Origin of the sequence: Rhodococcus sp. AQ5-07, from assembly GCF_009707305.1 — a bacterium.
Classification (GTDB): Bacteria; Actinomycetota; Actinomycetes; order Mycobacteriales; family Mycobacteriaceae; genus Rhodococcus_F; species Rhodococcus_F erythropolis.
Window position 1 is genome coordinate 6,030,732 of record NZ_CP046099.1, and the last position, 14,067, is coordinate 6,044,798.

14 protein-coding genes and 1 pseudogene are annotated in these 14,067 nt (G+C 61.6%); 5 read left to right on the plus strand and 10 right to left on the minus strand.

The window, feature by feature from the left end:
• Window positions 1–35: 35 nt before the first annotated feature.
• The 3 genes and pseudogenes from GJB56_RS27920 to GJB56_RS31760 form a co-directional block, all read right to left on the minus strand.
• Window positions 36–779: pseudogene (locus GJB56_RS27920) on the minus strand (HNH endonuclease family protein); the annotation flags it as partial.
• A 78-nt stretch (window positions 780–857) separates the two neighbouring features.
• On the minus strand, window positions 858–1,199 hold the full coding sequence (locus GJB56_RS27925) for a pyridoxamine 5'-phosphate oxidase family protein (protein WP_020968628.1): 342 nt from the start codon (window positions 1,197–1,199) through the stop codon (window positions 858–860).
• A 136-nt stretch (window positions 1,200–1,335) separates the two neighbouring features.
• Complete coding sequence (locus tag GJB56_RS31760; protein WP_020906454.1) at window positions 1,336–1,704, minus strand: hypothetical protein; 369 nt, start codon at window positions 1,702–1,704, stop codon at window positions 1,336–1,338.
• Between the two features lie 704 nt (window positions 1,705–2,408).
• On the opposite strand from GJB56_RS31760, the gene GJB56_RS27935 reads away from it, so the two are divergent.
• Window positions 2,409–2,879: a hypothetical protein gene (locus GJB56_RS27935; protein WP_019747175.1), complete on the plus strand. Its 471-nt coding sequence runs from the start codon at window positions 2,409–2,411 to the stop codon at window positions 2,877–2,879.
• A gap of 7 nt (window positions 2,880–2,886) precedes the next feature.
• On the opposite strand, the gene GJB56_RS27940 is transcribed toward GJB56_RS27935, so the two are convergent.
• From GJB56_RS27940 to GJB56_RS27950, 3 genes are all read right to left on the minus strand, one after another.
• Complete coding sequence (locus tag GJB56_RS27940) at window positions 2,887–3,810, minus strand: DUF2797 domain-containing protein (protein WP_113682212.1); 924 nt, start codon at window positions 3,808–3,810, stop codon at window positions 2,887–2,889.
• Between the two features lie 63 nt (window positions 3,811–3,873).
• The gene (locus GJB56_RS27945) at window positions 3,874–4,530 is read right to left on the minus strand and encodes a DUF305 domain-containing protein (protein WP_113682213.1); all 657 of its coding nucleotides are present in this window, start codon (window positions 4,528–4,530) and stop codon (window positions 3,874–3,876) included.
• Window positions 4,527–6,092 carry an LVIVD repeat-containing protein gene (locus GJB56_RS27950; RefSeq protein ID WP_020968633.1) on the minus strand — a complete coding sequence of 522 codons (1,566 nt, stop codon included), beginning with the start codon at window positions 6,090–6,092 and terminating at the stop codon, window positions 4,527–4,529. The genes GJB56_RS27945 and GJB56_RS27950 overlap by 4 nt, the downstream gene beginning before the upstream one ends.
• A 178-nt stretch (window positions 6,093–6,270) precedes the next feature.
• Here GJB56_RS27950 and GJB56_RS27955 point away from each other — a divergent pair, with 178 nt between their 5' ends.
• Window positions 6,271–6,858 (plus strand): TetR/AcrR family transcriptional regulator, encoded by a 588-nt coding sequence (locus GJB56_RS27955; RefSeq protein ID WP_225320295.1) that lies wholly within the window; start codon window positions 6,271–6,273, stop codon window positions 6,856–6,858.
• Between the two features lie 45 nt (window positions 6,859–6,903).
• On the plus strand, window positions 6,904–8,040 hold the full coding sequence (locus GJB56_RS27960) for a GIY-YIG nuclease family protein (protein ID WP_113682214.1): 1,137 nt from the start codon (window positions 6,904–6,906) through the stop codon (window positions 8,038–8,040).
• 80 nt (window positions 8,041–8,120) lie between these two features.
• Here the strand turns inward: GJB56_RS27960 and GJB56_RS27965 are convergent, their stop codons facing one another.
• The 4 genes from GJB56_RS27965 to GJB56_RS27980 all read right to left on the minus strand — a co-directional run bounded on the left by GJB56_RS27965 (window position 8,121) and on the right by GJB56_RS27980 (window position 11,926).
• A complete protein-coding gene (locus GJB56_RS27965; RefSeq protein ID WP_019747181.1) occupies window positions 8,121–9,338 on the minus strand; it encodes a Dyp-type peroxidase in 1,218 nt (405 codons plus the stop codon).
• On the minus strand, window positions 9,331–9,831 hold the full coding sequence (locus tag GJB56_RS27970) for a copper chaperone PCu(A)C (RefSeq protein WP_113682215.1): 501 nt from the start codon (window positions 9,829–9,831) through the stop codon (window positions 9,331–9,333). The genes GJB56_RS27965 and GJB56_RS27970 overlap by 8 nt, the downstream gene beginning before the upstream one ends.
• 25 nt (window positions 9,832–9,856) lie before the next feature.
• Window positions 9,857–11,287, minus strand: coding sequence for a PepSY-associated TM helix domain-containing protein (locus tag GJB56_RS27975; RefSeq protein WP_113682216.1), 1,431 nt, complete (start codon window positions 11,285–11,287; stop codon window positions 9,857–9,859).
• A 108-nt stretch (window positions 11,288–11,395) separates the two neighbouring features.
• Window positions 11,396–11,926, minus strand: coding sequence for a hypothetical protein (locus tag GJB56_RS27980; RefSeq protein WP_020906463.1), 531 nt, complete (start codon window positions 11,924–11,926; stop codon window positions 11,396–11,398).
• 214 nt (window positions 11,927–12,140) lie between these two features.
• On the opposite strand from GJB56_RS27980, the gene GJB56_RS27985 reads away from it, so the two are divergent.
• Together GJB56_RS27985 and GJB56_RS27990 are read left to right on the plus strand one after the other, a co-directional pair.
• Entirely contained in the window at window positions 12,141–12,485 is a 345-nt protein-coding gene (locus GJB56_RS27985; protein ID WP_020968637.1) for a hypothetical protein, read from the plus strand.
• 385 nt (window positions 12,486–12,870) lie between these two features.
• On the plus strand, window positions 12,871–14,037 hold the full coding sequence (locus tag GJB56_RS27990) for a MinD/ParA family ATP-binding protein (protein WP_020906466.1): 1,167 nt from the start codon (window positions 12,871–12,873) through the stop codon (window positions 14,035–14,037).
• Window positions 14,038–14,067: the final 30 nt, after the last annotated feature.

Sequence of the window (14,067 nt, forward strand, 5' to 3'; positions counted from 1 at the left end):
TCTGATCAAATGTGGCTGATCACCGCAAGAGTTCAGCAGGTCGCGAGAATGTCTGCGATGGTGTCGTGTTCGGCTTGGGTAACCCACAAACCGTATGCCGCTTTTACTTCCACTTGAGCAGTCACGTACTGGCAGCGGTATGCCTTGTTGGGCGGCAGCCACGACGCCGCGTCGGAATCCGACTTCTTCTGGTTGGTGGGCCCGTCGACAGCGCGTAGGTTTCGAGGGTCGTTGGCGAGATTGGTTCGCGTTTGCGTGTCGAGCTGCTGCGCGCCCTTCTGCCAGGCGTCCGAGAGTGCGACAACATGGTCGATCTGGACTGCAGAAGACGTGTCCTGGCCGCGGGTGAAGGCGATGGTCTTGTTCGTGTACGGGTCACGGAGCGTACCGGTTTGGACCGAGCAGCTTTTGGAGCCGTCTTTGAATGTCAGGTCGGTGAGGTCACGCCGCAGGATGTCGTTTCGGGTATCGCAGCCGTTGTGGCCGAACTCGACGGTGACGTCGTCGGTCCAGGCGGTACCGAACAGTGCACGGTCGTATCCGGTCTTGGGTGCGCGTCCCTTGATGGGGATCTGTGCCAGCAGTTCAATTGCGGCGGACGAGGGAGCCGAAGTTCCGGCCGTAACCGTCGTCGTGACGCCGGATCCGATTCCCGAACCGAGAGAAGATGTTTCGGGTGCGTCGGCGTTGGAACTGGCGCAACCTCCCAGCACGATCACGGCAGCAATGCCGATGGTGACGCCGGTGATGCCGCGCCTGTGATGTGCCGTGCGTGCCATGTGTGAGAGTCCATTTCTGCGAGAGATGAACTACAAGTATGTCATTCACGACATTTCGGGCTGAACCGGCACTGTCTGTCAGTCCGGTCGAAGTAGCCATCGCGTCACCGGAACCGACACGAGAACTCGCGGACCTTCACGAGTTTCGTCTGCGGCATCCCAGCCGTCGTACTTCTCGCCGAAAAGTCTCAGGAGATCGCCGAACTCGCCGACATCGTGATGAATTGTCCCGAACCCCTGTGCGACCCATGGGTCGCGAGAGGATCCGTCGACTGCCAACGAGACCCGAGGATCGTCCAGCAGGTTCCGAACCTTCCGATTCTGCTCGGCGCTCGGTATCCAGAATGTGTTCTGACGCAGTAAGAACCAAACCGGAGTCGTGTGCGGCGAGCCGTCGCTTCGAAGGGTGGTCAACCACACGCAAGGAGTATCCGCGATAGTCACTGTCTCAGTATCGGTGCCGGCGCGACGTTCACCAATCGACGGTGCGGAACGAACAATGCCCGGTCCTCGCCGTTGGCGAGGACCGGGCATTGTCGGGAAGGGAGTGGAAGCGTCAGATTTCGATCTTGGGTGTCTGTTCGCCCAGCTTGTGGCGGGCCAGTGCCAGGTTCGCACGTGCGCGGTCCAAAACCAGGTACACGAACAGCGTTGACAGTCCGGGCGTCTCGAGGACGCGAATGAGGTGGTACTGGTTACTCAGGGTGATCAGAATGTCTTCGAGGGTGTCGGTAATCCCCAAGTTACTCATCGTGCGGAGCTTTGCTCGCACAACCTCGGAGTTGCCGGCGCCGGCGTACTCGAGGCTGAATGACGGGTTGCCGCTCATACCGAGAACCATCCCGCTGTCGGCGTCGACTACGGCTGCACCGCTGGCACCGTCGATGCGCATCAATTCGCCGAGGATCTTGTCGATGTTGCTCATTGCTTCTCCTTGGTAGGGCAGAGTCGCGCGGGGCGACTCCAGGTGATGCTTCGGTGATGAAGTCATCGGTACATTTCGAGGTGGAATCGTTGGTTGCGGTGTCGGGAGTGGGCTGGGCGGCAACTGTTCAGCTTGTGAGATTTGTGGGCTCGTTCCGTTCGGTGCAGATGAGCGGCCATTCGACGACTCGAATTCGTCGATGCGGTCTGCGGGCAGCCAGCCGTCCCCGGGGGGTGCGCTGAGCGGCCATCTCGTCTCCGTCTCGAAGTCCGGCACCGGCGTCTGAAGTTGCGGATACACCGGCGCGGTAAGCGGCCGCTTGTACGGAACCGGCTGACCGCCCGCGTCGGAGACGTTCGCGAACCAGGCGGCATACCCGGGGTCGCTGCGATCGAGGTTTTGCCCGCGATCGTCGTCTTCCTCCCGGGAGCCTCGTCGACGAAAAAGTCCCACTCGTTCCAGCCCCTTAAAGACGAACTATTTCCGATCAGAGCGTTCCGGATGAACGCGGCAGACCGGACAATCCCACCCATAGTTACTTTGCAGTTAAGTTACCGTAGCATGGGTTCGCAGACGGGGCATATGGTCCAATCCTGTAGGCGGGCCGACGAGGCAGTCGGAATCGACAGGCTGCCTGGACGATTCTCGCCGGTCGACGATGCCGGTCCGTTCGAGCGCCAGACGCCCTCTGGCATCCTTGAAGGATGAAGAAAACGATCACCGGGTTCATCGGTGCCTGCTCGCTGGTGGCGCTGGTTGCCTGCGGTTCTGACGGAGACAAGCCGACCGAGGTCGGAACACTCACTTCCTCCGTTTCGGCGACCACCACTGCGTCACCGACGACGTCATCCGAGGCTCCGGCGACATCGTCGGAATCGACTACCGAGGCACCGTCGGTCGACGCGAGCGTCCCGGCTGAGGTCCCGTCGGACCCGAATGTGAGTTCGGCACTGCCACGGACCTACGCGCAGGCGTGCTCCGACGTTCTCCGGTACCTCGACGCATACCAGCCGGCAATTGACGAGTCGGGCGAGGAAATGGGCATGACGCGTGAATCATTGGCAAACGACATGCTGACCTCCATCCAGGCTTATCCCGAATGGTCGAGCTTGTCTGCCGACGAGCAGGCTGAGGTCACTCGCGGATTCGCCGCAGCGACCGCGGGAAGTTGCTGACCTACTTTCAGAACAACGATTCCTGAATCGCCACGCCAGGGGACTCGAACTCGCCGACGGTGATGGTTCGACCGACCAGTCCGGACACATCCGCGACGAAGCGTGGCGATTCAGGATCGGGGTCGATCCGCAGCGAGGCGATCGAACCGGCAAGGCCCTCCAAGTACAAGGAATGTTCCCCGGACTCGAAAGTGTGCGGATACGCGATCAACGGTGCCGCATCGAAGACAACGTCGGCGCACGCCGGCGCCATCCATTCTTCGGGAGCCTCCAGGATCTCGATTCCGTCGATGTCCGATCCGAGGTCATTCAGCTCGTCTTTGATCGACGATACGAAGTGGTGCAACGACTTTCGCAGTTTCTCGCGATCCAAGGGTCCTGTCAGCGCTTCGATCTTCCGAGACGTACGTATGGCCTGGCTCAAGTGGAAGTGCTCCGAAACTCGGGCTTCGAGGGAACGAATGCTGTAACCGTCCGTCGACCGCGCTACGAACAATGCGCAGACCGCTCCCTGTTCGGCGACTCGCGGATGCTTGCGGAACTCGGCCGCCGTCCCCACCTTCATCTGACCGCCGGCGAAGATGTCGATGTAGAGCCATTGTGGTTGCGTGAGATAGGTGCGCACGTTCGGATGAATGTGCGCGCCGCTGACATGTGCCTGATGAACGGTGGTGAATCCCTCACGATTTCGGCATCGATCGCACTGGCGCCCGGTAACGACCGTGGCCCCGCGGTCACACGGCGAGTGTCCCGGACCTTCGGCGGTGAGATCTCGCCACCCGAGGCAACGGCGGCCCTTCGCCTCGTCGACGGAGAATCGCAGAACCGAGTCGTGAGTGTAGAAGGTCGTAGCGGAAGTGGTGTCGTCGACGCATCGGATCCGCGGTGCTGTCGGGTTCGACCATTCGATTCCGCGAACGAGCAGGGTCATTGAAGTGTCGATTCCTTCTGTAGTTCACAGGTCGACACCCATGGTAGTCAGTGCACATGCGGGTCAGTGCAGTGGTTGTGCCCCACGTTGTCCGAGCATCAGTGTCATCAGCCCGGATTCCTGACTCTGGGAATTGATCATGTCGCGGGCCGACTGTTTCACCGGCCCGCTCTCGAGCAGGGTATCGGCCACCTGTGCCATGGCGATCCCGCCACGGTGGTGGCGTTCCATCAGTTGAAGGAACAGAACCTCGGCGTCGAGCCCGCGAGCGGCGCTCAGTTTCTCGAGTTCTTCCGTGGTAGCCATACCCGGCATGGAGGCGGCCTCGGTGTCCAGCGTTGCCGGGTGATGATGAGAGTCGCCAGCGCCGCTCGGTGACGCCTCCATCCACGCCATCGGCGTTCTACTGTTCGGCGGGACACCGGCCAACCTCAGCCAACCGAGCATGACACCGATTTCCGTTCTCTGAACATCGTCGATCTGCTGGGCCAGTCTCGTAACCGCCGGGTCCACATCGGGACTCAGACGCGCGAGAATGAAGAGGGCCTGTTGATGGTGGGCCGCCATGTCATGCACGAATCCGATTTCGGTTTCGCTCAGAACAGCTGTCTGCGTGTGGTTCTCGGGTGCGAACAGCGGACGTAATGCTGCGCCGAGTACGAGCAGCATCAGTGCCGCAGCCACGAGTGCGACGGCTTTGACCGATCGCGGCGCCGTCATGATCCCACGGTCGTCTTCTGGTCAGCGGGTGGTGTGTAAACACCGTTTTCGAGTTGCATGGCAACAAAGCCGTTGTCGGCGCATGTCGCCCACAACGTGGTACCGCGCCATTCGGGTGGGGAGAAGCACCAATCGGTCGAGATGTCGCCGAGAGCGACCATGCCCGATCGCGAACTCAGCGCTTGGCCGGGGTCGAACTGGCCTTGCGCGATCGACTGCGCGATTGCCGGCGTGCTGAGAATGGGTACCCCGATGAGCGAGGCGAGAGCGTGCGGCGAGTTGGCGAGTTCGAGATTGTCGCCGGTCCGAGCGGGTGGGTTGAAGTACGCAATTTCGTGGACGTCGAAGGGATCTCGAACATCGAAGACCCGAATCCCGCTCGAGATCCATCCGCATGCCAGCGCCGTCGGGTCGACCGGGCGATCGGCCGAACAGTAGTGAGATTCGTACGCGAACAGCGATCCGCCGGCAGCAGACGCCAGCGCAGCATCTTGATTCTCCGGCAGATTGATCTCGAGCTTCACCGAATTGACGACCGCCGGTTCGTCGTCATTGGAGACGTCGATCAATTTGACTCCGCCGGAACCACCTTCGTCGACGGTGAACAGGTACGGCGAACCGTCGTAGGTGACCGGAATGCTGTGTTGGGTGGCCCAACCGTCGGTCCACGAGAGCTGGGACAGTTGGCGCACCCGAGGATTCGGGACGCGGCGCTGAACCTCACTGATGTCGAGAACATGTATTCCGCCGAGATTGTTCGACAAGTACATGCGATTTCCGTCCGGAGTGATTCCGAAGCCGTGGGTCGACAACCCGATGAGGTCCTGCCAGACGACACGCGGGTTGGCGGGATCGGTGAGATCGACGGCGCTCACCACGCCGGGAGCGGTGCCGGAAGACCAGTAGGTGTTCCCGTCCGGTGAAAATCCACCCTCGTGATTGGTGATGGGCAGCAGCATCCCCAGATCGGTTCCTGGTCCTGGGTTGAGCAGTTTCGGGTGCGCGCAATCGGAGATGTCGTAGACCGACATCAGGCCGACGCCGGTCAAGAGCGGAACGCCCGTGCCCACCAGCAGCTTTCGCGCGGTGTTGACCTTGAGACTCTCCCACGTTCCGGCCAGCATCGCAGGTTCGGTCAGCGTGGCGGTGAGAGCAGGATTGGCAGGATCCGACACGTCGAGAACTTGCACGCCCTGCGCGGGGCCCAGGAGGTTCCCGGGGAAGAAGCTGCCGATGTACGAGCAGTGTTCGAAGTTGGTGGACGTGATCCCGCCGCCGCGACCCGAGTAACCGCCGATCTGAGACATGTTGCAGCTGTACCCGTCTCGGCTGCGTCCGCTGTTTCGGTCCTCGGCCGGAACATCACCCTGCAACCCGGTCTCGGGCATCGAGCCCGGGCCGCATTCGGCGCGGCTTGCAGCGTTGGAAGCAACACCCGGGTTCTCGTGGATCGAGCCCGGGGCAGTGGCGGGCTCAGCAGAAGCGACGCACACGGGAAGGACGGTGATCAAGGTGACGAGCGCGATGGCAGATCTGGTTCTGATGGTCGTGAACGATTTCATCGAGTCCAACTCCCGGTGCGGGATTGCCTTTCGTATCTCACGGGCAGACGTACCTCAAGGACAGGCAGCACGGAGGGCAGGCGCGCGTTCGAGCGCTCACGACGATCGGGTCGGGGTGTGAACCGGTGTCGGGCCGCAACCAACCGGACAATGCTGTCCGGTTGGTATCGTAGTGTGCGTGACATCGTCTGGCCGCGTCAATAGCGGATCTCTCAACAGAGGGCCGAGAGATGCGGCGCGCAATCGTGCGGCGCTCATCTCAGCAGCTCGCGAGGTGTTCGCCACCCAGGGATTTGCTGCTCCGCTCAGCCTGATCGCCCGCACGGCCGGCGTCGGCCAGGGCAGCCTCTACCGGCACTTTCCCACTCGCGAAAGCCTCGCACTCGCGGTGTTCGACGAGAACATCGTCGAGCTGCAAGATCTGGCGGCTGATCCGGATTCGACTCTCGACGATCTTTTTCGTTTGTTGGTCGACCAGATCACTACCTCCATCGTGTTCGTGGAGGTCATCAAGCCGGTCTCCTTCGGCGACTCGCGACTGAATTCGGCCGGCGCCCGTTTGACCGATCTCCTCGAAGGGCGCCTCGACGAGGCGCGTCGAACTGGGAAGATACGAGAGTCCGTGACTGCTGAGGACGTGATCCTGGCGATCGCCATGTTCGCCGCGATCATGGAACGGACTGCCGAGAGCTCGCGGAAAGAAGTTGCGCACTCGGCCTGGAACCTTCTTGTGCAGGGACTGGCCGGGCCGGCAGCGGCGGGCTGAGTCGCGTTCGCCTCGCGTCTCGAGGTGATCGCCTAGGCTCGTGGCATGGCTATTGTCTGGACAGTTCCTCGCGCTATCGGCTCCACCCTGCTCGTTGCTCCGTTGATCAAGGAGTTCCTTGTCGAGGGTGACGGCACCCTCGATGCAAAACTGACTGCGGTCGGTACGGTCTCTGCATCTCTCGAGAAGCAAGTCGGCCGCACGTTCACCTCGATCAGCGCTGCTTCGGCGGCAATCTTTTCCGGTGCTGCCGGTTCCACCAGCGTGCCCGACGCACTCCGTCTGGCCGTGATGCGCACTCTGTCCACCGAGGTGGTCGTCAGGAAGCCGGCTCCGCAGCCGTTCACCGAAAAGGTTGGGAAGAGGCTGGGGCAGTACGTCTTTGCCCTGCGTGACCCGCGCAACGATCAGGTGTTCCATGTCGGGCACGGCACGGGAAATCAAGTGTTCGCGCCGGTATTCGAAGCGCTCGGTGAACTTGCGAATCTCGAAGGAGCGGACGGCTCAGCCGAGTCGAATGCTGCTGTGACAGCAGCCAAGATCGCCCGCATCCGTGAAATTTACGACGCGGGTTCGGCGGTGGAGCACTTCGTTCTTCTCCGCTCGGTCGCTGCCGCCACGGATTCGGCCGCCACTACCGACGAGGTCGTCCGCGGCATCGTGGAAGCCTTGCGAATCACCGACGCGGGCGAGGGCCTGACCAACCTCGCGGGCGATACATCGGACAAGGACGCCCGTGCGACCCGCGTCGAGGAACTCGCGTTGCGCTACTCGGCCGATCCCGCGCCGGAACTCCCGACGCCGAGCATCGTCCTCCACGTGCCGGCCTCCGCTCGTCCGGGAGCAACGCCGGAAGAGATCTACGAACTCGCGCGCGCCGAGTGGTCTGCCGGTGCAGCTGTTCGTGCCGAGATCGGAATCCCCGTTCTGGTGTTTGCCGACAGCATCATTCGTGGTGCATTCCGCGCTCAGTCATGGGAGGTGTCCACTCGCAATGCCGACGGAAGCCAACTGTGGCGGTTCAACGGAACCGTCGACGACGAGCTCGCTACCAAGTACGTCGGAACCGAGGTGACCCCGCACAACGTCGGCCTGAAGAAGTGGCCCGTCAGCGGTTGGGTCACGAGGTTGACTACCGCTCGTCCGGGGGCGGTTTTGCCGGGACCTCGTAAGTCCAAGTAACGCAACAACTTCAGGCAGAAGACATTGTGGGGGCGGGATCCGAACGGATCCCGCCCCCACAATGTCGTTACCCGGGGTTGTCAGCCGAGCAATCCGCTTCCCACATAGTCGTTCTCGGTGCATCCCGGCGGAATGAGATACACCGCAGAACCGATCGGCGTCGTCCACTCGTTGAGTGCGTCGAAGTCACTCAATCGCTGTTGGACCGGTAGATATTGCTCGGCGATGTCCCGTTGGAATGCTGCGAAGATCAATCCCGAGTTCGAGGTCTGCCCGCCCTCGGGTGCGTCGTCGTAGTTGTATGCCCGACGGAAGAACTGCTCCTTCTCATGCGTCTGGTGGGCTCGCGCGATGTGTGATCCTGGCGGGATCACCGGAATGCCGAACTTGTCCGTGAGTGTGAAATCCGCTTCGTCGAATTCGTTGGTTCCGTTGAGCGGAGCGCCATTGGACAACGTGCGCCCCATGGTGAGTTCGCGCCCCGAGCGATCGAGTTCGTCCCAGGTATCCATTTCCATGCGAATGCGTCGTAGTACCAACGAGGTTCCGCCCGCCAGCCACGGTTGACCGGCGCCGTCGTGCCAGATCAGTGAATCGAAATCCACTGTTCCCGGAGCCGGATTGACCGTCCCGTCCACTTGGCCCATGAGATTACGCATCGTGGTTCCCTCGGGCGTGGTGCCGCGAGCGTTGCGGAATCCCTTTTGTGTCCACCGGATTGTCGTCAGTGATCGGACGTTCTTGGTCAGAACTCGCACAGCATGAGCAATGGTCACCGGATCGTCGCCGCAGATCTGCAGCAACAGGTCCGATCCGCCCCATCGATCGTCAAGTCGGTCGATCTCGTAGCTCGGCAACGGCTCGAACCAGTCCGGTTGACGTGCTTGCAATCCCAGCTTGGTGAACAGGCCAGGGCCGTAGCCGACGGTCACCGTCAAGCGGGCCGGATCCACGGCCAGTTCCCGTTCGGTATCCGCCAACGCCGGGTTACCGGCGGTCAGCCGTGACGCATCCTCGGACCACATCTTCATGATCCCGACCACGACTGCTCGATCGGCTCCAGGCAAGAGGTCGAACCCGATGAACGTGCCGTGCGCTTGCGGGGTGGTGGCGATCCCAGCTTGGTGGACGCCGTAGAACGGTTCCACCAGCTTGCCTGCTTGCTGCTCGTGTTCGCTGCGCTCGACCACTGTGGTTGCGCCCCAGGTTATTCCCGCGACGCCGAGCGCGGCGGCACCTCCTCCGAGAAGGCGCCGCCGGCTGAGTGCTCGGCTGGGCGGGTTCGTGTTCTCAGCCACCGTGATTCGGGTCGTAGTTCTCCTGATTACCGGAGAAGTCGCGAATCTGGGCTGTGAACGTGGTGCTGGAACCGTCGTCGTAGATCAATGTGAGGTCGGTTTCTGCGCCAGGGAGCAGCGGCGCGGACAGGTCCATGAACATCAGGTGGTCACCGCCCGGGGTGAGGCTGGCGGACCCGTTGGCAGGGACCAGGAACCCACCGTCCTTGGGGCGCATCGTCATCGTGCCGCCGTCCCCGGTCACGACCTCGTGCAGTTCCAGTCGCGATGACGCGGGACTGGTTGCCGAGACCACCCGTACGTCCTTGTCGCTGGAGTTGACGAGTTCGGCGAACGCCGCACTCATTCCCTCGGGTGCTGCCTTGACCCATTGATCCTGAACTGTGATGGATTGTGCGGCTTCGGTTTCCTTGTCGGAGCTCGAAGAACAGCCGGTCAAGGCGAGAGCTGCGGTCAGTGCAACAGCTGCGAATATCTTTGTTCGAACAGTCATGTGTGTCTCCGTGATTCGTGAGGTGTCAGGTGGTGGCGCGGCGTTTGAACGCCGCAATGCAAACGTCGATCAGCAGGAATGCGAGAAGACTGATGCCGAGTAGCGGAACAAACCAGCCCACCAGTGCGGTTACCGCAACCAGCGCAACAATGCTGAGCGGGGAGAGGTTGCGAATCCCGCCGCGGGCAGGGGCCCGGCCGACAGCCCAGTCGGAGCCGCGGGTGGGGCGTCGGCGCCACCACATGATGTAGCCACGAATGACCACGCTGACCAACGCGAGTGCCAGTGCGGTGAGTGCGATCTGGTTGGCAAGGCCGAACAGCAGGCCCATGTGGAGCTGGATTCCCCAAGCCGAAAGTTTGGCTGCGAGTGGCCAATCCGAGAACCACAACTCGTCGGTGACCTTCTGCGTCGCTCCGTCGATTGCGAGGGTGTTGTTGCTGTACACCCAGGGCTGACGCGTCTGGGCGACGGTGAACGCCGTCTCGGCGTTGGCGGGTATCGATACTTCGACCGGACCGGTGATCCCGTTGTACCTGGCGATACCGAGGACGGTGTCGACACGTCCGACGTTGGTGTCTGTCAGCGTGCCGGCGGCGGCGGGGGCCATGTCGTGACCCTCGTGCCCGCCCGTTGCCGGTGGTGGAGCGTCGCCGAGAGTTTTCACGACTGAGGGCGTCGTCCAACTCAATGCGGTTCTCAGATTGCTGACGTTCTCTCCGGCGTAGGTCGACCACGTGAGGCCGGTCGCCGAGAGAAACACCAACGCAACTGCTATCCAGATGCCGACGACACCGTGCCAGTTCAGGGTCCGGCTTCGTCCGGCGGATGCTCGGTCGATCGTGAGCAGTCGAGCGTTCCGGGCGGTGCGGTAACGACGGAACCAGAGGTAGACGCCACCGAGTGCGACCACCCACATCCACGACGCGGCCAATTCGCTGTAGAGGCGGCCGGGTTCACCGAGATGAAGGTGGCGATGCAGCTGAGAGATCCAGGTGCGCAGTGGCAACGAACCACTGCTTCCGTATACCGCCAGCTCGCCGACCGGCTGTGCAAGCACTGGATCGACGAAGACTGCGAGCCTCTCCGATTCGCCCAATGACGGATCGGTGAACAGGACCCGCGTGGTTTCTCCGGCCGCAGGGGACGGACGTACTGCCGAGACGGTCAGGTCAGGGCGGTACTGCTGGGCGGAACGGATCTGGTCGTTCAGCGACGCGATTTGTCCGGTGGTGTCGGTCTGGAGGTAGTCGCTGTAGACGAATTTCTCGATGGTGGGCGCCATCGCGTAGAGACCACCGCTCAGCGCGGCGATGAGGATGAACGGCCCGATGAGGATTCCGGCATAGAAGTGCAGGCGCAGAATCAGCGGTCTGGCGCCGCCGACCTGCTTCTTCGGGGGAGAGCTGTCGTTGGAAGCGCGTGTCTGTGCGCGCTCCAATTCGGGTGCGGACATGCGTGTACTCGATCCCGCCGTGCGCCTTTATTAACCGCGGGCGGTTAATAAAGGCGCACAGCAAAGTGGCGCACGTATTCACGTGCGTGAGAGGAAAGGGAAGGTGAGTTACACGAATGCCGGTGGGCCGCGAGTGCCCAGGCCTGAGGTGAGAAGTTGACGCAGAACAACTTTGGCGCGGTATCGAGTGCGCGCAGTGAACGGCGAGGGTTCAGGTGCCCACGGGCGCAATAGGACGGCGACGATTGCCGCCACCGTCGATGCCGCCACGACGTACCCGTGTTCTGCGCCGCGGATCAGAACTGCGCACACTCCGACGGCAGCGATGTGCGCTGCGAGCATCGGAAGCGACAGGAGCAGGCCGTGTTGATGATCCGAAGCGATGGTCAATGTCGCGTGACCGATGGCCTGACCCGCAGCGAGCATAAGGGCGAGCAAGAGGGCAGGGGATCGGCGAGTGTCGATGGACGTGACCACCGCGCCGACGCTCGCGCACGCGAGGATCAACAACACCACCGCGCTCTCGGACGGGGCCATGCCGCCGCCACCGAGCGCGTGGGCTGCGACGGAAACCGCGCCGGAGGTACCGCCCACGAAAGCGCCGCGCAGCTGCGCGACATCTTTCGGACCCGGCGTCATACGCGAAAGGATACAGGCAGCTACTACGAGGGCTAGTAGTCGAGCCCGGCCGAGTCGGTTTGACGCCGTCGACGGCAGTCAGGTCGCGCCACTCACATTCTTGCAATCCCTGTATACGAATGGTGCACGGTCATCGTTCAACGCTGTCGGTCATCATCCGTACTCGTATCCGGCGCTGCCTACAGATGAACATGACTGGAACTCGTGGTCTCAGATGAGTGTCGAGTCGTTCGCGGGCGGCGGGATCGTTCGGCCGAGCCTTCGCGGAATCATGACTGCCAACGGAGATTCTGCAAAAAAGATTTGGATTACCGAGTTCGGGGCGCCTACAAGTGGGACTCCCGACAGCGTCAGCGAAGCACGTCAACTCGAGATCTATCAGGCAGCGATGGCAGACAAGCAAACCAAGTCTTGGTTGGGGCCGCTCATCTTCTACCGTCTCAACGACTACGCGCCTTACGGGGCAACGACGGATCGAGAGTCGTATTTCGGCGCAGTGAGGTCGGACGGCACCGTCAAACCGAGTGGTGCATACGTGAAGAGTGTGCTCTGCCCGTGATGGCGGTCGAATGGTACGAGTGATCCGTAGGGTTGGGGGCACTTCGTTCGAGAGCGCGGAATTCTGCAGCAGCTGAACACTTGTCCATGAAGGGAGGGCGATCGCCCAGGTGATCACCCTCCCTTTTCTCGTTTGTTACCAAGGGATTTGCCCTGACATTGCGGAAGGCTGTTTTCAGCGGCAGATGAAGATATCTGTGCCGCATATCGTTACGACGTTCGTATTTGCTGAGATCGGCACAGGCGTGGGGACCAAAGTCATCGAAGTGCGGGTGTAACGGTCTGTTGTGCCGTGACGGTATTGAGCAGAGAACGGCAAGCCCGCCAGAGTGATAGCGTCCGAGAGGCTATGTCCGAAATGATTCCGAACTCGACCTAGGAAAACGGTGCGCAGCGATAACAACGGTTCGAATAACGGAGTCCTGGGGAACAACTCCGGAACGACTCAGGGCGACGGCCTTTTCGACGCGTCCGACGACGGTTACGCAACGTCGATTCGAACCGTCACCTTCACGCCGCAATTCGACGAACCTGCGGCAAAACCGTTGCCCAGTCAGCGGATGCGCCAGCAACGTCGTGAAGAGCCGACCGATTTTCGGACCTCGACGCCCAGAGCTATGACGTCCGTCGACGATCTGGACATCATCAAGCGGGCGAAGCGTCCACCCGAACGCGGTTTGGGCAGTGTGTTGTTCAAACTCACCGGGGGTCGGATCAACACCGGGCAGTCGGCCGCCGAACTCGAACATCAAGCTCTGGTGCGTCGTGCCAACCGAACAGTGCGCGGCGTGTACAAGATTGCTTTCATCTCACTCAAGGGTGGTGTGGGAAAAACCACGGCGGCAAAGACCGTCGGTTCGACGTTCGCGTCGATCCGTGGCGATCGAATCGTAGCCATCGACGCCAATCCCGACCTGGGGACTCTGGCTGATCGTGAACGACGTGAACATCACCTGACCGTTCGTGATCTGTTGGCCGACGGTGACATTCGTACGTACAGCGATGTTCGCTACTACACCTCGCAAGGCGACAGCCGACTCGAAATCCTTGCGAGTGAGGCAGATCCGGAAACTTCGGAGTCTTTCAACGAGCAGGACTACCTCGATACTCTGCGAATTCTCGAGGTGCATTACAACATCGTCATCACCGACTGTGGCACCGGAATCATGCACTCGGCCATGTACGGAATTCTCGACGAAGCAGACGCTTTGGTAGTCGTCAGCCCGACGGCGCAGGACGGTGCCCGTAGTGCTGCAGCAACGCTCAGTTGGCTGACCAAGCACGGATACGCAGATCTGGTGAGCAGGTCGGTCGTGGCGATCAATGCGACGCGGCCGGGTTCGTCTTCGCTCGACCTCGACCAACTCGAGGACGTTTTCGCTCAGCGTGGAGTGCGAGCGGTCAAGACGTTGCCCTATGACGATCACCTCGGTGAGGGCGGTCCGATCGACTTGAAATTGTTGAACAAGCGCACTGCACGGGCATATCTGGAACTCGTCGCAGCGATTGCCGATGGTTTCCCGGACTCGGTGGGCAAGCACGCTTCTCGCTGAACGTGCTCGCCCCCGAATCTGATCATCAGG